Origin of the sequence: Cupriavidus sp. IDO (assembly GCF_000812465.1) — a bacterium.
In the GTDB taxonomy this organism is placed as follows: domain Bacteria; phylum Pseudomonadota; class Gammaproteobacteria; order Burkholderiales; family Burkholderiaceae; genus Cupriavidus.
On the sequence record NZ_JWMA01000029.1, the window covers coordinates 26,928 to 51,473 of the forward strand.

Here is a 24,546-nt window from a genome sequence, read left to right on the forward strand (position 1 = left end):
CGCGGCGCTCAGTTGCCGCTGCCGCTCACCAGCCGGCGGGCCTTGACGGCCTCGGCCAGCGTTTCAAGCACCTTCACCGAATCTTCCCAGCCGATGCACGCATCGGTGACGGACTGGCCGTAGGTCAGGTTCTCCACCGGCGTGCCCTGGACGTGGTCCTGGCGGCCGGCAATGAGGTGCGATTCCACCATCACGCCCACGATGCGCTCGTCGCCGGCGGCCATCTGGCGGCCGATGTCTTCGCACACGGGGATCTGGTTCTCGTGCTTCTTGCTGCTGTTGGCGTGCGAGGCATCGATCATCAGCCGTGCCGCCAGGCCGGATTTCGCGATGGCCTCGCAGGCTTCCTGCACGCTGGCGGCGTCATAGTTCGGCGCCTTGCCGCCGCGCAGGATGATGTGGCAGTCCTCGTTGCCGGAGGTGGACACGATGGCGGAATGGCCGCCCTTGGTGACCGACAGGAAATGGTGGGGCTGCGACGCTGCCTTGATCGCATCGACGGCGATCTTCACGTTGCCGTCGGTGCCGTTCTTGAAGCCGACCGGGCACGACAGTCCCGACGCCAGCTCGCGGTGCACCTGCGACTCGGTCGTGCGCGCGCCGATCGCGCCCCAGCTCACCAGGTCGGCGATGTACTGCGGGCTGATCATGTCGAGGTACTCGGTGCCGGTGGGCACGCCCATTTCGCTGATGTTCAGCAGCAGCTCGCGCGCGGTGCGCAGGCCATCGTTGATCTTGAAGCTGCCATCCATGTACGGGTCGTTGATCAGGCCCTTCCAGCCCACCGTGGTGCGCGGCTTCTCGAAGTAGACGCGCATGACGACTTCCAGCTCGTTGGCAAAGCGGTCGCGCTGGACCTTGAGCAGCTTGGCGTATTCGAGGGCGGCGCGGGTGTCGTGGATCGAGCACGGTCCGATGATGACGATCAGGCGGTCATCCATGCCGTGCAGGATGCGGTGCATGGCCTGGCGCGCGCCGTAGATCACGTCCGAAGCCTTTTCGGAGCAGGCGAATTCGCGGATCAGGTGCGCCGGCGGCAGCAGTTCCTTGAGTTCGCGAATGCGCAGGTCGTCGGTGTTCTTCAGCATGATGGCTCCGGGTCTTTTGTGAGGTCGTGAGAGTCGGGGATCGGGTACGGAAACAATCGGATATAAAAAAACCGCCAGGCTTGCTGGCGGTTTTTTTTGTATTCGGGGCGCTTACAGCCGTCCCTCTCTATCCGCCAGCGGTGTGAGATCGCTAAAAAAGTAAAAGTAAAACTTAGCGGACATGGCGGAGAAAGGCGTTGGCTGAGGTCAGCTTTGATCGATTTCGTTTCGAGGCGCGGGATTTATGCTGCGCTGCTTGACATAAAGGCAGAAAATTGCGCGCCCATTGCAAAAAATTCGGGGTGTGTCCATTGCTGGCCGCACGGCGAAGCATCTTTATAGCGCCTTTCGTGGGCGTTGGCAAGTGCCGCGAGGGAGCTGGCGCCTCGCCGTCCCGGTGTGCGTGTACGCAGTTTTATTGCGCCCGGGGCAGTTCGCGCCGCCTATATTGGAATTGGCGGGGAGCGCCACGGAGGTGGAATCATGGCAGTCGACGAAGGGAGGCTGAACGCCTTCGTGGAGAAGTTCGTCCACGATATCGGCGCTGTGATGCACGCTGCCACCGTGGTCGTGGGCGATGAGCTCGGCCTGTACAAGGCACTGGCCGAGAAGCCGATGACAGCCGAGGTGCTGGCCCAGAAGACGCACACCGACGTGCGCTACCTGCGCGAATGGCTGTCGGCCCAGGCGGCCAGCGGTTACGTGGACTATGACGCCGCCAGCGAACGGTTCAGCCTCAACGAGGAGCAGGCTTTCGCGCTGGCGCAGGAGGGCAGCCCCGCCTTTATTCCGGGCGCGTTCCAGATCGCCGTGGCGCAGTTCAGGGCGATTCCGAAGATGATCGACATCTTCCGCAATGGCCGCGGACTCGGCTGGCATGAACACGATCCTGCATTATTCCACGGCACCGAGCGGTTCTTCAGGCCAGCTTACGCCGCGCATCTGGTGACGGAGTGGATTCCGGCGCTCGACGGCATGGAGGCGCGACTGAGAGCCGGCGCCAGCGTGGCGGACGTGGGCTGCGGCCATGGCGCGTCGACCATCATCATGGCGCAGGCGTATCCGGCTTCGCGCTTTACCGGCTTTGACTACCACGAGCCGTCGATCCGCTATGCGACCGAGGCAGCCCGGCGTGCCGGCGTGTCGGGCCACGTGCGCTTCGAAGTGGCGGCCGCCAAGGATTTCGGCGGCAAGGACTACGACCTGGTGGCGGTCTTCGATTGCCTGCATGACATGGGCGATCCCGCCGGTGCCGCGGCGCATGTGCGAGAGACGCTGCGTGCCGATGGTGCGTGGATGATTGTCGAGCCGTTCGCCAACGACAAGCTGGAAGACAACCTCAATCCGGTGGGAAGGGTGTTCTATTCGGCCTCGACCTTTATCTGCACGCCGGCCTCGCGCTCGCAGGAAGTCGGGCTTTGCCTGGGGGCGCAGGCCGGGGAAACGCGCATGCGCGCAGTGGTGGAGCGGGGCGGCTTTTCGCAGTTCCGGCGCGTGGCGCAGACACCGTTCAACCTGATCTACGAAGCCAGGCCGTAATGCCCCGCAAGGGCGGTGGCGCAAACGAAAACGGGACCCGCCGAGGGTCCCGTTCCGTTGCCGCGTGCAGTGCGGTCAAGCCGTGCCGCCCACCGTCATGTTCTCGATGCGCAGCGTCGGCTGGCCCACGCCCACCGGCACGCTCTGGCCTTCCTTGCCGCATACGCCCACCCCCGAATCCAGGCGCATGTCGTTGCCGATCATGGTGACGTCCTTGAGCGATTCCGGGCCGTTGCCGACCAGCGTGGCGCCCTTGACCGGGTAGGTGATCTTGCCGTCCTCGATCATGTACGCCTCGCTCGCGGAGAACACGAACTTGCCGTTGGTGATGTCGACCTGGCCGCCGCCGAAGTTGACCGCATACAGGCCGCGCTTGACGCTGGCGATGATCTCCTGCGGATCGCGGTCGCCATTGAGCATGTAGGTGTTGGTCATGCGCGGCATCGGCAGGGCGGCGTAGCTTTCGCGGCGCGCGTTGCCGGTGACCGGCAGCTTCATCAGGCGCGCGTTGAGCGTGTCCTGCATGTAGCCGCGCAGGATGCCGTCCTCGATCAGCGTGGTGCACTGGGTCGGGTTGCCTTCGTCATCCAGGTTGAGCGAGCCGCGGCGGTTGGCCAACGTGCCGTCGTCCACCACGGTCACGCCCCTGGCGGCCACGCGCTCGCCCATGCGGCCGGCGAAGGCCGACGAGCCCTTGCGGTTGAAGTCGCCCTCCAGGCCGTGGCCGACGGCTTCGTGCAGCAGCACGCCGGGCCAGCCCGGGCCGAGCACCACGGTCATGGCGCCGGCCGGAGCGGGGCGGGCATCGAGGTTGACCAGTGCCGACGAGACCGCCTCGTCCACGTACTTCTGCAGCAGTTCGTCGGTGAAATAGCCGTAGGCATAGCGGCCGCCGCCACCTGACGAACCGATCTCGCGGCGTCCGCCCTGCTCGGCAATCACCGTGACCGACACGCGCACCAGCGGACGCACGTCGGCGGCGATCACGCCGTCGCTGCGCGCCACCAGCACCACGTCGTATTCGCCGGCCAGGCCTGCCATCACCTGGACCACGCGCGGGTCCTTGGCGCGGGCCATGCGCTCGATGCGCTCGAGCAGGGCAACCTTGTCGGCCGCGTCCATCGAGTCGAGCGGATCGTTCGGCGTGTAGAGATTGCGTCCGGTCTGCGAGGCCAGTTCGCCGGCTACCTTGATGCGGCCGTTGCCGGCGCGCCCGATCGTGCGCGTGGCCGCGGCGGCCTGCGACAGCGCCGCCAGGCTGATGTCGTCCGAGTAGGCGAATGCAGTCTTGTCGCCCGACACCGCGCGCACACCTACGCCCTGGTCGATGCTGAAGCTGCCCGACTTGACGATGCCTTCTTCCAGGCTCCAGGCCTCGTTGCGGGTGTACTGGAAATACAGGTCCGCGTAGTCGACCTTGTGCGTGAAGATGTCGGCCAGCACGCGCTGCAGCTTGACTTCGTCAAGGCCATACGGCGCCAGCAGCAGTTGCTGCGCGGTGGCCAGGTTGCGGATTCCGAGATCGCCGACGTTCATGAAATGTCCTTTCTTCTTTGGCCCGTGCCGGCTCGCAGCCGGCGCGGAAAATTCGGTTCGACGAGCGTCGTGCGCGACGCCCTCAGTTGCCGTACATGCTACAGCACCCTGTGCCGCAGTGCCGGCAGGTTTTGCCGGACTTCGGCCAGCCGCGCCGGGTCGATGACACCGCTGACCACGCCTTCGCCTTCAGGCAGCATGGCGAGCACTTCGCCCCAGGGGTCGACCAGCATCGAATGGCCCCAGGTGCGGCGGCCGTTCTCGTGCTTGCCCCCCTGTGCCGCGGCCAGCACATAGCACTGGTTCTCGATGGCGCGGGCGCGCAGCAGGATTTCCCAGTGCGCCTGGCCTGTGGTGTAGGTGAAGGCGGCCGGCATCAGAATCAAGCTCGCGCCGTCATCGCCTGCCAGTCCGCGATACAGCTCCGGGAAGCGCAGGTCGTAGCACACCGACATCGCCACGCGGCCGCACGGTGCTTCAAAACTCACCGGCGTACGGCCGGCCACGATAGTGCGGGATTCGTTGTAGCTCTCGGTGCCGCGCGTGAAGCCGAACAGGTGGATCTTGTCGTAGCGCGCGACGCGTTCGCCGCGCGGATCGAAGGCGAGCGAGGTGTTGTAGACGCGCGCCGGATCGTCGCACCACATCGGCAGTGTGCCGCCGACCAGCCAGATGCCGTGGCGGCGCGCCGCGTCGGCCAGGAACTGCTGCACCGGGCCATCGCCGTCGCGCTCGCGCACGGCGACCTTGTCGGCTTCGCTGTTGCCCATCATGCAGAAGTACTCCGGCAGCAGCACCAGCTCGGCGCCGCCGCGGGCAGCTTCGGCGATCAGCACGTCGGCGCGCGCCAGGTTGGCATCAAGTGACGTGCCGGTCACGGTCTGTACGGCGGCAACGCGGAACGGGGCAGGGGCTGTCATGGGATCGGATCCTCTCTTGTCGCGCGAAATGGCGGTCCAGGCAGTCCGGGCGGTCGCGGTGGCCTCAGCGCAGGAAGGCGGGCTCGGAGCGGTCCCGCACCGGCTGGCGTTGCGTCTTATTGTCCTCCACTTTGCTGATTTGCGGATTCGCCCAGCTGCCGCTGATGCGGTAGTGCTGCGTGAACACCTTGGAGAACTCGTCGGCAAACAGCAGCTGTGCAGCCAGCGTGCCAATGCCGAGCACCGGATTGATGAAGGCAGCCGCGACCGAGGTGGAGGTGGCGTTGATGCGCGGCACCACCTGCACTTCCATGTCCTGCGTCTCGCGCAGCAGGTTGGCGGAGCCGGTCATGCTGGCGATGATCTGCGGGCTCTTCAGCTCGAAATCCTGGATCGTGCCGACGCCGTTTTCGATGGTGCCCGATCCCGACACGCGGTCGAACAGCAGCCCGCGGCCAGACAGGCTGCGGAAGTCGAGCGTGGCAAAGCGCAGCAGCCCCTGCAGGCTGAGCACGCCCAGCAGCCGCGCCGCGCCCGGATCGACGCTCAGGATCTGGCCGTTTTCCAGATCCAGCGAGAGGCGGCCGGACAGCGTGGGGTAGTCGATCGACAGCGGCGAACCGCGCCATGCCACCCGGCCTTCCAGCTTGCCCTTGCCGTCGCGCAGCGTATGCGGCAGGCCCAGGCGGTCCAGCGTTTCGCCGGCGTCGCGGATATCGATGGCAAAGCTCAGCAGCGTGCGGCGCTCGGCGTTCGCGCTGTCCCGCAGGCGGCGCGGCACGCGCCAGCTGCCGTTGCCGGTCAGCGTGGCGCCGGGTTGCTCGATCGACAGCCGGTCGAGGGTCCAGACCGGTTCGTTGCCGCTGCGGCTGGTGTGGGCCTTGACCTCGAGCTTGCCGAAGTCATGGCCGCGCAGCATGAACTGGTCGGCAACCAGGTCGATCGAAGGCAGCTCGTCGATGCTGCTGGCGAGGGCGTCGACGACGTTGTGTTCTTCGGTGCTGTCGGGCACGTTCAGGCGGCTCAGGCGCAGGCGCAGCGAGCCGGACGGCGAGCTGCCGTCATTGCGCCACTGCGTGGTGCCGGCGACCTGGCGCGATTCGAGGCTGACGTTCCAGCCGCCGGCTTCGCGAGAAGCGTCGAGGGCGACGTCGTCAAGCTGGCGGCCCATCGCGTGCAGCGTGCGCGTGCGGGCGGTGATGCGGTCGGGCACGAAGGGCGACGCCGGCGTGCGTTCGCCGCCGGCCGACGCGCCGAGGTCTCCCAGGGCGGTATGCCAGGCATCGAAATCGAAGTGATCGAGCGTGACTGCGGCGCTGACGCCGCTGGAGGGCAGCGGCGCGGCCGCCTGCTGTATGCCGATGCCGCCGGCCACAACCTCGGCGCTGCCGCCGTTGCGGTCGGGGCGCAGCAGATAGCGCGCGTTCAGCACGTTGCCAAGCTGCAGCAGCATTTCCTCGGTGCCGGCGCGGCCCGGGCCGCTGGCCGGCCGCAGTTCGAAGCGCAGCGGCAGGTCTTGCGCCGCCGGCTTGGCCAGTGGCGCGGGCAGCCCGAGCGCCATGCCGTTGAGGTCGGAACTGATCTGTACCTGGAGCAGGCGGTCGTGCGAGCCGATCACCGCGCTGTAACCGGTGCTGCCTTCCAGCCGCCCGGCCAGCGGCGCCATGGACGAACCGGCGAGCGCGTCGCGGATGCCGGCGGCCGAGGCATTGCCGCCGGCCGTTACGCGCACCGTGCCGTCGGCCTGGCTGCCGCCGCCGATCCGCACCTCGCCGCCGAGGAAGCGGGCCCGCACATTGTCGAGCTGGAAGCCATGTTCATTGAAGGCCACTACGCCGCTGGCGCCGCCCAGCGTCGGCAGTTGCGGGGTCAGCACGACGTCGTTGCCGGGGAAGTGGAATTGCCCGTCGACCTTGGCCGCGCTGGCGTTCGTCAGGGGCAGGTCAAGCTTCAGCCTGAGATTGCCATTGCCCTGCGCGCGCGAAGTTTCGGTGATGCGGCCGGTCCATTCGCGCACCGGCGAGGCGGCGATGTAGCGCAGGAAGCCCTGCACCGAACCGCTAGCGCCGCCATCGATCAGCAGGTGGCCGTGGTCGCTCAGGTCGTCGATGCGGCCACTGACCTCCTGCAGCGTGACGCCGGCAATGCCCTGCACCGTGGCGTGGCGGGCCAGGAACGACATGCCGCCGCGCTCGAACAGCACCTGGCCTGCAATGTCGGTGAAGTCGGGCCAGAGGCTGCCGCCGCCGGGTGCCGCTTCATGCGGGGCGATCTGGTAGCTGACGCGCTGGATCGGCACTTCAACACGGAAGTCGCCGGCTTTCTCGTGCGGCGCGTGGAACGGGAAATGCGTCAGGTCGCCCTTGAGCAGGAACTTGACGTTAGCCGCCTCGCCGCCTGTCAGCGCGCCGGCCAGGTAATGCCGGGTGCCGGCGGGCAGGCCCAGCGGCAGGTAACGCGGCACGCGCGCGACCTGGGCGCGGCTCAGTTCGCCAGTGAGGTCGGCGATGCCGGCGCTGCTGTCGCCGCCGGCGTGCCAGGTGCCACTGATCGTGCCCGCGGTATCGGCATTCGCAAAGCGGATGCCGTCCAGGTTCACTGTCAGCCTGCCGTTCTCGTGCGTCCAGCGCACGTCGCCGCCGATCTGGTCGAACGGCAGGCGGGGCTCCTCGAACATGCCGGGCAGCACTAGCGCCGAGCCCTGGCCGTCAAAGCGCGCCGTACCTTGCTGGTCATCGAAACTGAAGCTGCCGGACAGGCGGGAGAAACCGGGGGTGCCCAATCGCGCCTTGCCTTCCGGGCCGACGGCGGGCACCGCGGGCTGGCCGTTGACGGAAACCTCGCGCAAAGTGCCCTGCACCGTGTAGTGGGCCTTGCCGGTGCGGCGATCCAGCACGCCAACGCGGTCACGGCTCCAGTTGACGTTCAGGTTGTCGATATGGCCGGCCGGCTGCAGCGCGCGCAGCTGGCGCAGGATGGCCGTATCCACGGGCATCGACGTAGCCAGCGCGCGTACGGTGTTCAGGTCGAAGGTCGGGGCCTTGATCGAAAACCTGCGAAGCTGGTCCTTGTTGTCCAGCGCCCAGCCGATCGTGACCTTGCGCATGCCTTCGCGCCAAGTGGTGTCGGAGGCAGCAGGCGGGCCTTCTGCCTGCTGGGGCTGCCACAGCAGGGTGTCGATGGTCAGCAGGTTGCTGCCGTCCCGGTCGGTGCGATGCAGGAGGAAGGCCTGCGCATTGGCCAGGCGCAGCGGCTCGGCCGCGCCGGTGAGCTGGAGGTCGACCCGGCTTGCCCGCAGCCGGCTCTGGCTGCGCGTGATGTGACCGGTGCGGAACTCGATGGTGCCATCGGTGCTGAAGGTGCCGCTTTCGACCCGGTCGAAGATGGCGAGGTAGCGCTGCACGACGGGCAGCTGCAATTGTCCGAGATCCCAGCTGGCCTGCCCGGTCCAGTAGCGCCAGTTGCCGGCGCTGTGCAGGTAGTCATGGCGGAACGTGGCCTGCAGCACCAGCGGCTGCGGGGCCAGCGCCCCGGCCTGTGCCTCCAGCCTGGCGACGTGCTTCGAGCCGTCGCGGCGGGCGCTGAAATGGATTTCGGCGACGTCGAGCTGGGGCAGGCGGGCTTTCTCGTCGAGCCAGCGCAGCTTGCCGCCGGACAGGTCCAGGTTGCCCTGGGCCATCAGCCAGGCAAGGAAGCGGTCGTCGTCGGTCTGGCCGCCGGCGGCATCGACCACCATGCCGGCCACCAGCAGCTTGCCTTCGGGCGTGCGGCGCACCAGCAGGTCGGTGCGTGCGACGGCCAGGCTCACGAACTGGAGATCCATGCTGAACAGCGAGCGCCACGCCAGCTTGCCGTCGACCGAGCCGGCGGAGAACAACACGCGCCGCTGGTCGTCCGTCACGTTGATGTCACGCGCACGGAAAGCGGGGTGCCAGCCGTCCCAGTAGGTATCGAGCGCGCCAATGGTGAGGTGCGAGGACACCGCGATCGAGCCCCGGTCCTGGAGCCACTGGCGAGCCGCCGAGGCCTGTGGCCATAGCACGAAGCGGATCATCAGCACGGCCACCAGTGCCACGGCGCCCAGCACCAGTGCCAGGCGCAGCAGGGCACGGCCCAGCCCGGGCCAAAGCGGGTGGCTCAAGCCCGCGCGCACGGCGCGCATGCACGCGCGCGCGCATGCGCCAGCGCGCGCGGCGGGCGACAGGACGGGCGCTTCGAGCGTGGGGGAAGCGAGGCTGGTGGCGGCTTCGTGGCCACCCGCGCCGCCATGGGGGGGAGAACCGTCAGCGGGGGTGGGGGCGCGGCTGGACATGCGCAGATTATCCGACAATACTAGCCGCTCTCCAATCCGGTGCGGGGTCAAAGAAATACAACGTGCAACAGGACTTACGCACGGACCGCACCTACCTGTTCTCGCATTTCAAGTTACTGGAATGACTGCCTCAGATCCGACGAGTTCCGCCGCGGGCACGATCGCCGCAATCCAACATGGCGCCGGCACCACACCCGTGGCTCCGGACGGCAAGGCAGAGGTGGCGGCTGGCGGCGCTGCGAACCAGGCGCTGGGCGGCATGGCTAGCGGCGCCTTCGCCACAACCGTAGCCGAGGCTCTGGCCCCGTCGGATTGCGGTGGCCACGTATTGTACTCGGCAGCGTATTCGCACTATGCACGGCGCATGCTGCAGGCCCGGCCGGAGCTTCCCGGCATCGTGGCGGACGCGCTTGGCCAACCGCTTTCGCGCGCCTGGATGGAAGCCAGGCTGAAGGTCCTGCACGAGCCCTCGGCCGATGCCGAAGAGGCGGTCAAGCGCGCGCTGCGCCGGCTGCGTGCCGAGGTGATGTGCGTGGTGATCGAGCGCGACCTGCGCGGCGACGCGACGCTGGCCGAAGTCACCGGCGCCATGACCGATCTTGCCGAACTGTCGATCCAGTATGGCCTGGCGATGCTGGGCGACGACATGGCCGCTACCTATGGCCGGCCGGTTGGCGCGCAGGACGGCGAGTTGCAGGAGCTGGTGGTGGTCGGCATGGGCAAGCTCGGCGGGCGGGAGCTCAATGTCTCGTCCGACATCGACCTGATCTTCCTCTATGACGACGACGGCGATACCCAGGGCGGGCAGCGCAGCCTGTCCAACCAGGAGTACTTCATCCGCCTTGGCCGGCGCCTGATCAACCTGCTGGCGGACGTGACCGGGGACGGTTACGTCTTCCGCGTCGACATGCGCCTGCGCCCCAACGGCGATGCCGGGCCGCTGGTGTGCAGCCTGGGCATGCTGGAAGAGTACCTGGTGGTGCAGGGCCGCGAGTGGGAACGCTATGCCTGGATCAAGGCGCGCGTGGTGTCGGCGCTCGACACCCCGCACGCCCAGCGCACGGCATCGTTGCTGTCGCGGCTGACCACGCCGTTCATCTTCCGGCGCTACCTCGACTACGGCGTGATCGCCGCCATCCGCTCGCTGCACGCGCAGATCCGCAGCGAAGCCGCCAAGCGCAGCGGCGGGCTGGCGGGGCACGGCGTCAACCAGCGCTCGTTCAATATCAAGCTCGGCCGCGGCGGCATCCGCGAGATCGAATTCATGGCGCAGGTCTTCCAGCTGATCCGCGGCGGGCAGGACCCGGCGCTGCGCGTGCGCCCCACGCTGGAAGTGCTGGCCGTCGCGGTGGAGCGCGGGCTGCTGCCGGCCGGGCAGGCCGCCCAGCTGGCGGACGCGTATCGCTTCCTGCGCCAGCTCGAACACCGGCTGCAGTATCGCGACGACGCGCAGACGCATCACCTGCCGACTTCCGCCGAAGAACAGCTGGCCGTGGCCCGGATGATGGGCTGCGCCGACTGGCCGGCGCTCACCGCAAAGCTGGCGGCGCTGCAGGACCCGGTGGCCCAGCAGTTCGAAGCCACCTTTTCCGACCCCGACGCTGCGCCATGCGAGGCCTTGTGGCCGGGCCTGGTGCTGGAAGAGCAGCAGGCCGCCCGCACCCAGCGCGAAGGCCCGGACCAGAGCGATCCCGAAGACGCCGACGACTCCACGCCTTGCCAGCGATTGCAGGCCGCCGGTTTCACCGACTGTGCCGGGCTCTATGACCGCCTGCGCGCGATCGCCACGTCGCTGCGCTATCGCGCCTTGTCCGAATCCAGCCGCGTGCGCTTCGACCAGCTGGTCAACCGCGCGCTCGATCTCGCGGCCAGGCAGGACGATGCGGACAGCACCATCACGCGCTTCGTGGATTTTCTCGATGCGATCATCCGGCGCGCTTCCTACCTGTCGCTGCTATCCGAGTATCCGCAGGCGATGGACCGCGTGGCCCAGACCCTGCACGCCTCGCGCTGGGCCGCGGATTACCTGACGCGCCACCCGCAACTGCTCGACGAACTGCTCGACAGCGACGCCCTGGTCGACGCACCGGACTGGCAGGCCTTCCGCAAGCGCCTGTCCGAAAAACTGCTGGCGGTCGATGGCCAGATCGAGCAGCAGATGGATGTGCTGCGCCGCGAGCACCATGCCGAGACCTTCCGCGTGCTGCTGCAGGATCTGCAGGGCTTGCTGACGGTGGAGCAGGTGGCCGACCGGCTGTCGGACCTGGCCGATGCGATGCTGGAAGTCACGCTGGAAACGGTCTGGCGCCAGCTGGCCACGCGCCACCGCGAGCAGCCACGCTTTGCCGTGATTGCCTATGGCCGGCTCGGCGGCAAGGAGCTTGGCTATGCGTCGGACCTCGACATCATCTTTCTGTATGACGATGAGCACGAGCGTGCGCCGGAAGTCTATGCCGCCTATGCGCGCCGGCTCATCACCTGGCTGACCAGCCATACCGCCGCGGGCATGTTGTTCGACGTCGACACCCGCCTGCGTCCCAACGGCGCCGCCGGCTTGCTGGTGACGAGCTTCGACGCGTTCCGCCGCTACCAGCTGCGCGAGGGCGACAACACGGCGTGGGTCTGGGAGCACCAGGCCCTCACGCGAGCGCGCTTCTGCGCGGGCGATGCGGAGATCGGCGTGCGTTTCGAGGCGCTGCGCGACGAGATTCTGAGGCAGGCGCGCGACCCCGTCACCCTGCGCGACGACATCGCGCAGATGCGTCTCAAGGTGGCCGAAGGTCATCCCAACCAGACCGAGCTGTTCGACCTCAAGCACGACCGCGGCGGCATGGTCGATATCGAGTTCACCGTGCAGTACCTGGTGCTCTTGCACAGCCGTGCGCATCCGCAACTGACGCGCAATGCCGGCAATATCGCGCTGCTGCGCGAAGCGGGTGAGCTGGGCCTGATCGATGCGGGGCTGGCAATCGCGGTCGGCGATGCCTACCGGCTGTTTCGTGCCCGCCAGCACAAGCTGCGGCTGGACGGCAAGGACCAGGCGCGGCTGCCGCACGCTTCGGTGGCGGAGCAGACCGCGCACGTGCGCGGTCTGTGGCGGGCCGTGTTCGGTGACGCCTGAGCGCCGTCGCACCGGTGCGACCTGGCCGGGCGTGCTGGCCGCGATTGCGGCGGTATGGGCGCTGTCGGCCCTCTTCACCTTTGTGCCGTGGCTGCATGCGCACGGCCTTTTCCTGCGCGACGCCGTGCGCACGGACCACGAGTGGTGGCGCTTGCTGAGCGCGATGTGGGCCCACCTCGGCTGGCGCCACTGGCTGGCCGATGCCTGCGCCGCGGCCGGCCTGTTGCTGCTGGCCGGGCGCGAAGCGCGCGCACGCGACATGCTGCTGGTGCTTCTGATCTGCGGCGTCGCGGCGCAGATTGCCCTGCTGCGCGTCTCCGCCGTGGGCTGGTATGGCGGACTTTCCGGCGCATTGCACGGGCTGGCACTATGGGGGGCGCTGACGCTGCTGCGTGGCGCAGGACTGTCGCGCGTGATCGGCGTACTGCTGAGCCTGGGCGTGCTGGTCAAGGTCTGGCTGGAGCAGTCGTGGCTGGCGCCAATCGTGTTCGAGCCGTCGTGGGGATTCGGGGTGGTTCGCGCCGCGCACGCAACTGGGGCGGTCGCGGGGCTGGTCTGCTGGGTGCTCCAGGAATGGTGGCGCGGCCGAGCCGGCGGCGGCCCGGATGCGGCCGATGCGCCTTGATGTCGCCGTCTGGCCGTGAGACGCGCTGCCGGCGGCCCTGGTCCACTAGCGCCTGCGGCGCAGCGTGAACGTCACCAGGCCACTGACTGCCAGCAGAAGCGCCGACCAGAGGGCCACCGCGCCTCCGCCACCGCCGCCACCTCCGCTTGATGTCGTTGCGGGCGCCGGCGCCGTCAGCGCGGGCGAAGCGGCTGCGGTCAGTGCCCCGTCGGCATCGAGCAGGCCGGCGCCGCAGACGCCGGGATTGATGGTGCAATAAGTGCCGGGCGGATGGGGGCGGGCCGAGCTCTTCAGGCCCGTGGTGACCTGCGCCGGAGTCAGCGAGGGCGTGACGGCCAGCATCAGCGCCACAACGCCCGACACCATCGGCGCCGCAAAGCTGGTGCCCTGCGATGACGTGACCACGTACGCGCCCTGGGACGTCGTGCCGTCGTTGCTCAGCGTGCGGATGAACGACGGTGCGACCGTACACTTTCCGTTCAGTACCTTCGAATTGCCGCAGCCGCCACCCGGGGCGCTGATGGTGACCTGCGGCCCGACATTGGCGTAGCTGGCGTTCTCGCCGTCATTGGCGTTGGCGGTGACCGAAATCACGCCGGTGCAGTCAGCCGGCGCTTCGACCGCGCCCCGGTTGTTGCCGGCGGCGGCAACCACGACCACGCCGCGCGCAGTCAGGTCGTTGATGGCCTGCTGCTCGATACTCGAGCAGGTGCCGCCCCCAAGGCTGATGTTGACGATGCGCGCCGGAGTAGGATTGGGCGGCGCGTCCGGCACCGCTATGCCGCCGGCCCAGCGCATGCCGTCCACGGTATCGGACAACAGTGCTCCGCAGCGTCCCGAAACGCGCACCGGCTGGATGCGGGCATTCCAGTCGACGCCGGCGATATCGCGGCCGTTGTTCGTGATGGCGCCCAGTACACTCGCTACGCGAGTGCCGTGCCAGCTGTTGGACGTGGCAGTCGTGGTGGGCGTGGTACTGCCCGGGCAAGTGAAACCGGCGGGGACGTTGTCGCCTGCGTCGGTGGGATCGCTGTCACGCCCGTCACCATCGTTGGAGATGGTGGTATTGCTGATGAAGTCATAGCCCGGCACCAGCCTTGCGGCCAGGTCCGGGTGCGGCAGGTAGCCGGTGTCGAGCACGGCGATCACGATCCCGCTGCTGCCCTGCGTCCGGTCCCAGGCGCGCGGTAGGTTGGCGCCGCCGGCCACGGTGGCCGGTCCCATCATGTAGGGCTGGTTGATGCTGAAATCCGGATCGTTGGGTACGGTGTCATGCAGGTGCAGCCAGCGGTCCGGCACGGCGTCGGCCACGCGCGGGTCCTGGCGCAGCTTTGCCGCCACGGCTTCCGGATCGGTGCCGGAACCATAAGGCACGCTCATCAGCTGCATGTTGCCGGCCATGGAACGCCTGACCGACAGGCCAATGCCGGTGTTCTCGCGCACGCGCCGGATGCGGTCATCCTGATCGTCGGCGGCGGCGCTGGCCATGCTGGCGGCAGGCATGGCGGCTCCCGAAGCTGCTGAGCCGTTGGCATCACGCCAGCGCACGATGACATTGCCGGTATAGGCCGGGGCAGGGCGCGCCTCTGGTGCGGCCGCGGCGGGCGGCGCCATGGCCATCGATGAGGCCGCGGCGGTGGCAAGCACGACGGCACGCCATGCGCGGCGACAGACCAGGAAATTGCGGAAGACGGACTGCGCAGAGTGCGGCATGCATTCCTCCTGATGGCGCCCGGACCTGTGCCGGGTGGCGTCGCAGCCCGTTTCGGGCGCTGCTATGTAGCGAATACGATCCGGCCCGAATGTGCAAGGGGTACCGAAGGTTTAGACCCTGGGTACCGCCGGGAGCACCTCGCCGGTTAAACGGCGATCCTGCTGCCCGGCAATCCGGCTTCCGACCTCAGTTCGGCGGCATGTCCCGGGAGGTGGGAATGGTCCGGTTGGGCTTGATCACGCGGTCCGGCTCGGCCGTTTCAATGCGAGGCGCGGCGCGCAGCGTGGCGACGGCCTGGTCCAGCGTGGCATCGGCCGACGGCGTGATGGCCGTGACCAGCCAGACGCCACCGGACATCGGACGCTTCACCACGAAGCGGATCGGACCTTCGATGCCTGCCAGCAGGCGGCCCGCGTCTTCCGACATATTCACCGCGGGCGGCGTGAAGCGGACCATGATGTCGCCCAGTGCGCGATCGGCGCTGATGCTGCCCGTGGGCGGGGCCGATGCCCCGGCCTGGGCCTGGCAGCCCGTCAGGGCAATCAGCGCCAGCCCGGCGGCAGCGCTGATTGCCACAACGGATCGGAGTGCGGGCCTGCGCCGGCTTCCGGATGGCGGCAAATGGCGGGTCATGGGTAAGGCTCCTTTGAATTCGTGGAAAGCTTGCCGGGGGGCGTCCAGCGCCGTGTCCTCAGCTGGCGACGCGGCGTGCGCGGCGGCCTTCCTTGCCGCCTGCGGCGCGCGCGCCCTGCGCCAGCATCTCTTCGGCATGTTGCAGGGTGGTGGCAGTGACGGTTGCGCCGCCGAGCATGCGCGCGGTCTCCACCACGCGGCCGGCGGCGTCGAGCGCGCGGATGCGCGAGCGCGTGACGGATGCCGCGGCGTCGCCGGTGGTTTCCTTGCTGACCAGCAGGTGGCTGCCAGCCTGCGCCGCGACCTGCGGCAGGTGGGTCACGCACAGCACCTGGCGCGCGCGGCCCAGTTCCTGCAGACGACGGCCCACCACCTCAGCGACTGCGCCGCCGATGCCGGTGTCGACTTCGTCGAAGATCAGTGTCGGCGTGGGCGAGGCTTCGCTGGTGATGACCGAGATAGCCAGGCTGATCCGCGCCAGTTCGCCACCGGAAGCGACCCGCGCCAGCGGCCGGGCGGTGACGCCGGCATGGCCGGCGACGAGGAATTCGATCTGCTCCAGTCCGAAGCTCTGGCCCTCGTCCAGCTGGTTGAGTGCCACCACGAAGCTGCCGCCTGCCATCGACAGGCCCTGCATCGCCTCGGTAACGGCGGCGGAGAGCAGGTCGGCTGCTTCCTTGCGGGCGTGGCTCAGGTGCTGGGCCAGGGTCAGGTAGGCGGCGCGGGCGGCGGCTTCGCGGGCCATCACCTTGTTCAGGTCCTGCGCGGCCTGCAGGTCGTCAAGCTGCTGGCGGAGGGCGATCAGCTCATCGGCCAGCTGCTCGGGCGGCAGGCGGTACTTGCGCGCGGTGGCATGCAGCGCCTGCATGCGTTCCTCGACGGTCTGCAGGCGCTCGGGATCGAGTTCGAGCCGGTCGACATAGCGCGTCAGCGAGTGCGCGGCTTCTTCGGCCTGCAACTGCGCCGGTTCCAGCGCGGCCAGCACGTCGCGCAGCGCCGGATCGACATCGACCAGCTGCTGCAGCCGGTGCACGATCGTGTTGAGCGCCGACAGCACCGAGCCATCGGCTTCGGACAGGGCGTCGAGCGCGGCGCGGCTGCCGTCGATCAGTCCGGCCGCGTGCGACAGGCGGTTGTATTCGGACTGGATCTCGTCCCACTCGCCGGGCTGCGGGTTCAGCTTGTCGAGCTCGCCCACCTGCCATTCGAGCCGCTCGCGTTCGAGCTGCATCTCGCGCGACTGGTGCTCGACCGCCTCGCGCTGGCGCACGCAGGCGCGCCAGGCACGCCAGGCCTCGGCCACCGCGCCGGCCTGCTGGGTCAGCCCGGCGTGGGCGTCGAACAGCAGGCGCTGGGCGTCGGGTCGCAGCAGCAGCTGGTGGGCATGCTGGCCGTGGATGTCGACCAGCTGGTCGCCCACTTCGCGCAGTTGCGCGAGCGTGGCGGCGGCGCCGTTGATAAAGGCCTTGCTGCGGCCGCCGGCATCGACGGTCCGGCGCAGCAGCACGGTGCGGCCGCCGTCGTCGTCCTCGCCGCTCAGCTCGCGTTCGGCCAGCCATGCGTCCAGGGCGGGGTGGGTGGAGAAGGTGGCGCTGACGCTGGCGCGCGCCGCGCCTTCGCGGACCACGCCGGCATCGGCCCGCTCGCCGAGCACGAGCGCCAGGGCATCGATCAGGATCGACTTGCCGGCGCCGGTTTCGCCGGTGAAGACAGTAAAGCCGGAGGAGAAGTCCAGGTCGAGCGTGTCGACAATGACGAAATCGCGGATGGACAGGCTGCGCAGCATCGTGGCGGGCGGGTGGAGTCAGTCAGTTGCGGGGCGCTTCAGAGGCGATTGTCTTCGGTCGGGTACTCGTGCCAGTGCAGCTTCTTGCGCAGCGTGGCGTAGTAGTTGTAGCCGACCGGGTGCAGCAGTTTGATAGTCTTGGCCGAACGGCGCACGACGATGCGGTCGCCCGGCAGCAGCGAGGTCAGCGACTGCATGTCGAAGTTGACGCTGGCGTCGCGCGCGGTGGCCACCTCGATGGTGACCTCAGCGTCGTGCGGCAGGACAATCGGACGGTTCGACAGCGCGTGCGGGGCGATCGGGACCAGCACCAGGCCGGACAGCGTCGGATGCAGGATCGGCCCGCCGGCGGACAGCGCGTAGGCGGTCGAACCCGTCGCGGTCGAGACGATCAGGCCGTCGGAGCGCTGGTTGTACATGAAGTTGCCGTCCACCGACACCGCCAGCTCCACCATCCCGGAAATGCCGGAGCGGTTGACCACCACATCGTTCAGGGCCAGCGCGGAGAAGATCACGCCATCGTCGCGGATCACGCGCGATTCGAGCAGTAGCCGGGTCTCGGCCTCGTGCGCGCCGGCCAGCATGTCCGGCAGCACCGATTGCACTTCTTCCAGCGGGATGTCGGTCATGAAGCCCAGCCGGCCGTGGTTCACGCCGATCAGCGGCACGTCATAGCCGGCCAGCTGGCGCGCGATGCCGAGCAGGGTGCCGTCGCCGCCGAGGACCACGGCCACGTCGGCCTGCTTGCCGATTTCCTCCGGCGACAGCGCCGGGTAGTCGGTCAGCCCGGTGGCCAGCGCGGTTTCGCGCTCGAACACGACATCCTGTCCGTTCCTCAGGATGGTCGAGGCGATCTCCTCCAGCGGGCCTTCGATGCCGGCGGTCGAGTGCCTGCCCACCAGGGCAACGGTCTGGTAAGGGGTGCGCGAGGCGCTGGGCTTTGGGGGGGCGGACATGCCGGGATTAGACCATACGGTTATGACCGTTGTCAGCAAACGGCCGCCGGCGTTTCCGGCCCAGCCATGGCCGGCCGCCCGAAGCGGTAAAACTTGCGTAAAATCGGGGCATCATGGATGAACGTTCCAAAACGCTGCTCAAGACTCTGATCGAGCGCTACATCGCCGAAGGGCAGCCGGTGGGCTCGCGGACCCTGTCCAAGTACTCCGGGCTCGACCTGTCGCCGGCGACCATTCGCAATGTGATGTCCGATCTGGAGGAAATGGGCTTTATCTCCAGCCCGCATACCTCGGCCGGCCGGATTCCGACGCCGCGCGGGTATCGCCTGTTCGTCGACAGCATGCTGACGGCCAAGCCGCTCGATCGTGGCGCCAGCCTGGCCGAACTGACCGGCCAGATCCAGGGGCAGCTCGCCGGGCAGCAACTGGGGCCACAGCGCATGATCACGGCGGCGGCGCACACGCTGTCGAACCTGTCGCACTTTGCCGGCGTGGTGATGACGCCGAGGCGCACGCAGTCGTTCCGCCAGATCGAGTTCATGCGGCTGTCGGACAAGCGCATCCTGCTGATCATCGTCAGCCCGGAAGGCGATGTGCAGAACCGCATCATCCAGACCGAACTGCCGTACACGCCCGCCCAGCTGATCGAGGCAGCGAATTTCTTCAATTCGCACTATGCCGGCATGAGCTTCGACACCGTGCGCGGCCACCTGCGGGTGGAACTGCAGGATCTGCGCCGCGACATGTCCCAGCTGATGCAGGCCACCGTCGAGGCCGGCAGCAGCGCCATGGCCGAGGAGGACGATCACGTCTTTATCAGCGGCGAACGCAAGCTGCTGGAGGTGGAAGACCTGGCCTCCAGCATGGACAAGCTGCGCAAGCTGTTCGATGTCTTCGAGCACAAGACCAGCCTGCTGCAGCTGCTCGATGTCTCCAGCCACGCGCAGGGCGTGCAGATCTTCATCGGCGGCGAAAGCCAGCTGGTGCCGCTGGAAGACATGGCGGTCATCACCGCGCCCTACGAAGTCGACGGCCAGATCGTTGGCACCCTGGGCGTGATCGGCCCGACCCGCATGGCCTACGAGCGGGTCATTCCGATCGTCGACATCACGGCGCGGCTGCTGTCCAGCGCGCTCAGCCAGAACTAGAACCAGTGGTGCGGCTGGCGGGTCAGACAAGCGCTTACTGCATTTCCCTGAAGCCCGGCGATACCCGGCGCGCCGGACCGCTTGCGGTCGGCCGCCCCGCCACACCGGAAGCGACATGACGTTTTCTCCCGAACCGGCCTACCAGCACGGCCAGGCGCCGCGCACGGCGATCCTGCTGGTCAACCTCGGTACGCCAGACGCGCCCACGCCCAAGGCAGTAGGGCGCTACCTGAAGGAATTCCTGTCGGATCCCCGCGTGGTGGAGATCCCGCGCGCGGCCTGGCTGCCGCTGCTGCACGGCGTGATCCTGCCGCTGCGCTCGCGCGCGTCGGCCCTCAAGTACGAGTCGATCTGGCTGCGCGAGGCACATATGACGGGTTCGCCGCTGCTTGTGTACAGCGAGCGGCAGGCCCACGCCCTGCAGCGGCTGCTGAGCCAGCAGGGGCACGAGGTGACCGTGGCGTGCGCGATGCGGTACGGCAACCCGTCGATCGCCTCGGTGCTGGAGGCGCTGCGCCGGCAGGGCACCGAGCATATCCTGGTGCTGCCGATGTACCCCCAGTTCTCGGGCACCACTACCGCGACGGCATTCGACGAGGTCTTCCGCGTGCTCGGCCAGTGGCGCAACCAGCCGGAACTGCGCCTGGTCAAGCATTTCCACGATCATCCGGCCTATATCTCGGCGCTGCACCAGCAGGTTGGCGCTTACTGGGCGCAGCACGGCATGCCGGACTTCGCGCGCGGCGACAAGCTGATCCTGTCTTTCCACGGCGTGCCGCGGCGCACGTTCGAGCTTGGTGATCCGTATCATTGCGAATGCCTGAAGACTGGCCGCATGCTCGGTGAAGCGCTCGGTTTGCAGTCGGGGCAGTATCAGGTGACGTTTCAGTCTCGTTTTGGCAAGGCCGAATGGCTTCAGCCCTATACGGCGCCGACCTTGGCGGAACTGGGCAAGGTAGGAACCGGCCGCGTCGACGTGTTCTGTCCGGGCTTTCCCGCCGACTGCATCGAAACGCTGGAAGAAATCGCAATGGAAGGGCAGACCGAGTTCAAAGTCGCGGGCGGCAAGGAATTTCACTTCATTCCGTGCATGAACGACTCGGCGCCCTGGATTGCGGGGCTGGCCGAGATCGGCCTGCAGCACGTCCAGGGCTGGCCGCTCAGTGCGCCGCATCCGCACGAACTGGAGGCGAGGCGCTCGCGCGCCCAGGCCCGGGGAGCCGCCGCATGAACGTCAGTTTTGAGCCGGATGCCCGCCTGCGGATCGACAAATGGCTGTGGTGCGCGCGCTTCTTCAAGACCCGCTCGCTGGCAGCCGAGGCAGTCGACCGTGGCAAGGTCACGGTAAACGGGCAGGCCTGCAAGAACTCGCGCGAGGTGCGGCCGGGCGATACGGTCGCGATCGAGGCGCACCAGCAGCGCTGGGAGGTGGTCGTGAAGGGCATCGCACCGGCGCGGGGCTCGGCGTCGGTCGCACAGACGCTCTATGCCGAGACCGCGGAAAGCCAGACGCGGCGCCAGGCCGAAAGCGAGCGGCGCCGCTACCAGCCCGAGCCGGCTTCGCAGTTGCAGGGACGGCCAACCAAGCGCGACCGGCGTCGCATTGACGATTTCAAGGGCTGAAAATGACGACGCGGCTGCCCCGGCCATGCCGGAGCAGCCGCGCTGGGGTGTCGGCGGTACTTATTGGCTGACGATGGGGACGATGTAGTGCTTGAACACGGCCTTGCCGCTGCCATACTCGGTATCGCGCGGAGTGAACGCGCCGGACAGGCAGATGAACACCGTCATGACCGACAAGGCGGCAAGCAGGCAGAGCGTCAGGACAGGCAGCTTATGCATGGCTAACCCTTCGGAAGATGCACAGAAGTGAACCATCTCCAAGCCCCCGGTATTTTTGTCATTTTTCTTAAGAAGAATGTTAGTGAGTGCGGTGCAACAAAGCAATAAGCGGTCCATTGCATATAGCGAGTGTTTGTAACCTTGTGTTTCCACGTCTCCAGATGGCCACTCTTGAAATCGGGCCGGTTGCCTCCAAGTGCCCCTTACTCACGCCGATTTACCACCCGCGGCCCAATTCCAGGCTGGCCGCGACAATGAATTGATACGGATCGACATGGAAGAACAGAAGCAGACGCCATCCACTACGACGCCTACGCCGGCCGGCGAAGAGGCGACCAACGCAGCGGCCCAGCCGGCCGAAAATGCTGCCGTGGAGGACGTGGCCGCCCAGCTGGCGGCGCTGGAAGCCAAGGCACGCGAGAACTATGAGTTGTATGTGCGTGCCGTCGCCGAAGGCGAAAACATCCGTCGCCGCGCGCAGGAAGATGTCACCAAGGCCCACAAGTTCGCCATCGAAAACTTTGCCGACAACCTGCTGCCGGTGATGGACAGCCTGCAGGCAGCGCTGGCCGACGGCTCGGGCGATATCGCCAAGCTGCGCGAAGGCGTGGAACTCACCGCCCGCCAGCTTGCAGCCGCCTTCGAGCGCGGCAAGATCGTCGAACTGAACCCGGTGGGCGAGAAGTTCGACCCGCACCGCCACCAGGCCATCTCGATGGTGCCATCGGAGCAGGAACCCAACACCGTGGTGAACGTGCTCCAGCGCGGTTACACCATTGCCGACCGCGTGCTGCGCCCGGCGCTGGTGACGGTGTCGGCGCCCAAGTAAGCCGCAATCGCAATCCGGCCTGGCCGGATCTGTCACGATGAGACGCCCGGCGCCTGACGGCCCGGGCGTCTTTTGCTTTCCGGAGTCAAGCCATGTCCAGCGAACCAGCTGCCGGCGCCGCAAACGACGGCCCGGCTCCGCACCTTGATTACCGGGCTTTTGAGGCGTTCGGCATGCGGCAGGTGGATCCGGCTTCGATCGACGCCGCCATTGCCGAGGCCGGGGACGCGCTCGTCTGCGTATTCTTCTGGGGCCTGGACTGCTTCAACTGCGAGATGGCGAAGAAGGCGATGCTCGGTAATCCCGAGCCGATCCGCGCGCTGGAACTACACTGGCTGCACGCCAATGTCTACGAGCACCCGGAGCTGGGCCGGCGCTTCGGCCTGCACGGCATCCCGGTGTTCATGTTCTTCCATCGCGGCAAGAAGCTCGGGCGCGCGACCGGCTGGCATGGCCACGGCCAGTTCGCCGCCGCCGTGGCGAACGCACGGCTGAAGGCCAGCGGCAAGCCGCTGGCGGGCTGAGGGCGAACGGCTCTCGGGTCAGCGCGACAGCGCGTACCCGATGCGGAACTGCCAGGGCATCTTCTGGTTGTAGTCGAGCAGGCTCTCGCCGTAGCCGATGAAGTAGCCGGCCATCAGGTACCCGGCCGTTCCGGGCAGCAGGCGCGCCAGCGGGTAGGTCAGCTGCGCGTCGACGCTGCCGTACCACTTCCATGTTCCCTTGCGCACGGTGGCCGACAGTTCCCAGGAGTCCGGCCTGCCATAGGCGATGCCCAGGTCCATGTAGCCGCGGTAGTGGGCGATGTCGGGGTTGTCGCTCTTCTCGAGATAGGCGTACAGCTTGGGTGCCACGCGCCAGTGCCAGTCGTTCTGGTCGCCGAAATAGAACGTCGGCTTGAAGAAGACGGTGTTGATGCTGCGAGACTCGGCGCCGCTGCGGCCGTTGGATTCATGCTCCAGCCCGGTCGCCAGCGACAGCCGGCTGATGGTCCGGTTATGCACGCCGGTGTCCGACAGGTAATAGTAGACGCTGGGGCGGTAGTTGGTATCGCGGAACGGCTTGGACTGCTCGGACAGGTCCCAGAGCGAGAACTGGGTATAGGCGAAGTACAGGTTGTCGATCAGCCGTTTCGAGGCCGGATTCTCGCCTTCGAAGATCCGGTACTTGAAGCTCAGCTGGAACTTCGCATTGGCGCCGTCATGCGGGCCGGCGATAAAGTACATCGGGTCATGGAAGGACAGGCGGGCGCTGTCGCGCAGGTCGGACGGCGAGGGCGCGGGCTGGCCTGCGGCAGCCACCGGCACCAGCGGCACCGGGGCATTGTCGCCTTTCGTAGCCGCTTGGGCAGCCTCAGCCTGCGGCGCTGCCGCGACGGTTGCCGGTTGGGCTTGCTGCGCCGGTGGCGGTGTCGCCGGCTGCCGGTTCAGCGTGACCAGCACGGGCGCGGCGTCAATACCGCTTGCATCAAGCCGGATCTGGCCGCGCAGGGCCGGCGGCAGCGTCGCCGTGTACTGGATGGTGCGATTCTCGCCCTTGCGCAGATAGACAATCGACGGGCCTGCGCCAACACGCTGCAGCACGAGCTTCAGCGGCGCCTGCAGATCGCCGGAGGCAGTCACTTCCAGCGTTTCCGGCACCTGGTAGCGGCGCGTGCCGACATCGGCGCTGATCAGCAGCGTCAATGTCAGCGGCTGCGTGCCATCGATGACCCGGGGCGGCTGCAGCAGCGATACCGCAGCCTGGCCGGACAGGGGCCAGGCGAGGACGAGCGAGAGGCAGAGCAGCGCCAGGGACTTGCCAGTCGGCGGTGCTGACGTCCGCCGGCGAGAAAGCGTGGTCTGGGACATGTATCGGCGTCGTGCCGCGTCGGGCCTGGCTGGTGACGCGGGCGGGGGCAAATGAGAATGCGCACAAGCCTACCATGTCACTTCTGGCGGGTTGTGACGATTTGTACGCAGTTGCCGTGCTGCTTGCCGGGATCAGTCCACTAGCGCCCGGCGCGCCGCTTGACGCAATCGATATAGTGCGCGCCGTCCGGCGGCAGGCCGGAACGCTGGGCCTGCCACAGCATCTCGCCCAGGCACTCCATGACCTGATGCTGGGCCTCGTGCGGGGAGTCCAGCCGCTGCGCCAGCATTTCGTAAGCCTGCCGGATGCCGGGCGGCTGGTTGATCGACACCTGCTCGGAGATCGACAGGTGCATGGCCAGGTGCAGGAACGGGTTGGTCTCGCCGCCTTCGGGCGTAAAGTCCTGGGCCAGCGCGCCTTCGGTGTCGGTGAGCAGCGCGTGGTATTCGGGATGCTCGCCGATCCAGTCGACAGCGATGACTTCCAGCGGAGTCAGGACACTGCCCGAAAGCTGTTTCTGCCAGGCGTCGCAAAAGAAACGCCGGACTTCTTCTCGTGAGGGATTGAACATGGTGGCGACATTGTAAACGACCGTGCGCGGCCCCGCTGGCGGGTTGGCGTGGCAGGCACAGCGGCCAGTAGAATG

At 67.6% G+C, this 24,546-nt stretch carries 19 protein-coding genes; 8 read left to right on the top strand and 11 right to left on the bottom strand.

The annotated features are described in order from the left end of the window. Positions 1-8: 8 nt before the first annotated feature. A complete protein-coding gene (gene aroG, locus RM96_RS09625; RefSeq protein ID WP_039010136.1) occupies positions 9-1,088 on the bottom strand; it encodes a 3-deoxy-7-phosphoheptulonate synthase AroG in 1,080 nt (359 codons plus the stop codon). Positions 1,089-1,571: 483 nt separating this feature from the next. Between aroG and RM96_RS09630 the strand changes: the two genes are divergently transcribed. Then, positions 1,572-2,627 (top strand): class I SAM-dependent methyltransferase, encoded by a 1,056-nt coding sequence (locus RM96_RS09630; protein ID WP_039010138.1) that lies wholly within the window; start codon positions 1,572-1,574, stop codon positions 2,625-2,627. Positions 2,628-2,702: 75 nt separating this feature from the next. Here the strand turns inward: RM96_RS09630 and tldD are convergent, their stop codons facing one another. The 3 genes from tldD to RM96_RS09645 form a co-directional block, all read right to left on the bottom strand. Further along, complete coding sequence (gene tldD, locus RM96_RS09635; protein WP_039010139.1) at positions 2,703-4,163, bottom strand: metalloprotease TldD; 1,461 nt, start codon at positions 4,161-4,163, stop codon at positions 2,703-2,705. 98 nt (positions 4,164-4,261) lie between these two features. Continuing rightward, positions 4,262-5,083 (bottom strand): carbon-nitrogen hydrolase family protein, encoded by an 822-nt coding sequence (locus RM96_RS09640; protein WP_039010141.1) that lies wholly within the window; start codon positions 5,081-5,083, stop codon positions 4,262-4,264. A 64-nt stretch (positions 5,084-5,147) separates the two neighbouring features. Continuing rightward, on the bottom strand, positions 5,148-9,395 hold the full coding sequence (locus tag RM96_RS09645) for a YhdP family protein (RefSeq protein ID WP_082016497.1): 4,248 nt from the start codon (positions 9,393-9,395) through the stop codon (positions 5,148-5,150). A 121-nt stretch (positions 9,396-9,516) separates the two neighbouring features. Between RM96_RS09645 and glnE the strand changes: the two genes are divergently transcribed. Together glnE and rrtA are read left to right on the top strand one after the other, a co-directional pair. Beyond that, positions 9,517-12,516 carry a bifunctional [glutamate--ammonia ligase]-adenylyl-L-tyrosine phosphorylase/[glutamate--ammonia-ligase] adenylyltransferase gene (gene glnE / locus RM96_RS09650; RefSeq protein WP_039010143.1) on the top strand — a complete coding sequence of 1,000 codons (3,000 nt, stop codon included), beginning with the start codon at positions 9,517-9,519 and terminating at the stop codon, positions 12,514-12,516. Next, the gene (gene rrtA, locus RM96_RS09655; protein WP_039010145.1) at positions 12,506-13,141 is read left to right on the top strand and encodes a rhombosortase; all 636 of its coding nucleotides are present in this window, start codon (positions 12,506-12,508) and stop codon (positions 13,139-13,141) included. Before glnE ends, rrtA begins: the two co-directional genes overlap by 11 nt. A 45-nt stretch (positions 13,142-13,186) precedes the next feature. On the opposite strand, the gene mprA is transcribed toward rrtA, so the two are convergent. From mprA to RM96_RS09675, 4 genes are all read right to left on the bottom strand, one after another. Further along, positions 13,187-14,854: an MprA protease, GlyGly-CTERM protein-sorting domain-containing form gene (gene mprA, locus RM96_RS09660; protein ID WP_039010147.1), complete on the bottom strand. Its 1,668-nt coding sequence runs from the start codon at positions 14,852-14,854 to the stop codon at positions 13,187-13,189. Between the two features lie 187 nt (positions 14,855-15,041). After that, positions 15,042-15,488 (bottom strand): hypothetical protein, encoded by a 447-nt coding sequence (locus tag RM96_RS09665; protein ID WP_039010148.1) that lies wholly within the window; start codon positions 15,486-15,488, stop codon positions 15,042-15,044. A 58-nt stretch (positions 15,489-15,546) separates the two neighbouring features. Then, positions 15,547-17,274 carry a DNA repair protein RecN gene (gene recN / locus RM96_RS09670; RefSeq protein ID WP_039010150.1) on the bottom strand — a complete coding sequence of 576 codons (1,728 nt, stop codon included), beginning with the start codon at positions 17,272-17,274 and terminating at the stop codon, positions 15,547-15,549. Positions 17,275-17,312: 38 nt separating this feature from the next. Next, positions 17,313-18,230, bottom strand: a complete 918-nt coding sequence (locus tag RM96_RS09675) for an NAD kinase (protein ID WP_039010152.1) — start codon at positions 18,228-18,230, stop codon at positions 17,313-17,315. A gap of 113 nt (positions 18,231-18,343) precedes the next feature. On the opposite strand from RM96_RS09675, the gene hrcA reads away from it, so the two are divergent. From hrcA to RM96_RS09690, 3 genes are all read left to right on the top strand, one after another. Then, positions 18,344-19,378, top strand: coding sequence for a heat-inducible transcriptional repressor HrcA (gene hrcA / locus RM96_RS09680; RefSeq protein ID WP_039010154.1), 1,035 nt, complete (start codon positions 18,344-18,346; stop codon positions 19,376-19,378). A 115-nt stretch (positions 19,379-19,493) separates the two neighbouring features. Next, positions 19,494-20,609: a ferrochelatase gene (gene hemH, locus RM96_RS09685; protein ID WP_039010156.1), complete on the top strand. Its 1,116-nt coding sequence runs from the start codon at positions 19,494-19,496 to the stop codon at positions 20,607-20,609. Then, complete coding sequence (locus RM96_RS09690) at positions 20,606-21,001, top strand: RNA-binding S4 domain-containing protein (RefSeq protein ID WP_039010158.1); 396 nt, start codon at positions 20,606-20,608, stop codon at positions 20,999-21,001. Before hemH ends, RM96_RS09690 begins: the two co-directional genes overlap by 4 nt. 60 nt (positions 21,002-21,061) lie before the next feature. On the opposite strand, the gene RM96_RS39305 is transcribed toward RM96_RS09690, so the two are convergent. Then, positions 21,062-21,220 (bottom strand): hypothetical protein, encoded by a 159-nt coding sequence (locus RM96_RS39305; protein WP_039010159.1) that lies wholly within the window; start codon positions 21,218-21,220, stop codon positions 21,062-21,064. Positions 21,221-21,494: 274 nt separating this feature from the next. On the opposite strand from RM96_RS39305, the gene grpE reads away from it, so the two are divergent. Together grpE and RM96_RS09705 are read left to right on the top strand one after the other, a co-directional pair. Continuing rightward, positions 21,495-22,049 carry a nucleotide exchange factor GrpE gene (gene grpE / locus RM96_RS09700; RefSeq protein WP_039010160.1) on the top strand — a complete coding sequence of 185 codons (555 nt, stop codon included), beginning with the start codon at positions 21,495-21,497 and terminating at the stop codon, positions 22,047-22,049. Between the two features lie 92 nt (positions 22,050-22,141). Further along, the gene (locus tag RM96_RS09705) at positions 22,142-22,573 is read left to right on the top strand and encodes a thioredoxin family protein (RefSeq protein WP_039010161.1); all 432 of its coding nucleotides are present in this window, start codon (positions 22,142-22,144) and stop codon (positions 22,571-22,573) included. A gap of 18 nt (positions 22,574-22,591) precedes the next feature. Here the strand turns inward: RM96_RS09705 and RM96_RS09710 are convergent, their stop codons facing one another. Beyond that, positions 22,592-23,899, bottom strand: a complete 1,308-nt coding sequence (locus RM96_RS09710; protein WP_039010162.1) for a phospholipase A — start codon at positions 23,897-23,899, stop codon at positions 22,592-22,594. Positions 23,900-24,039: 140 nt separating this feature from the next. Beyond that, positions 24,040-24,471, bottom strand: coding sequence for a DUF1841 family protein (locus RM96_RS09715; RefSeq protein WP_039010256.1), 432 nt, complete (start codon positions 24,469-24,471; stop codon positions 24,040-24,042). Positions 24,472-24,546 lie beyond the last annotated feature (75 nt).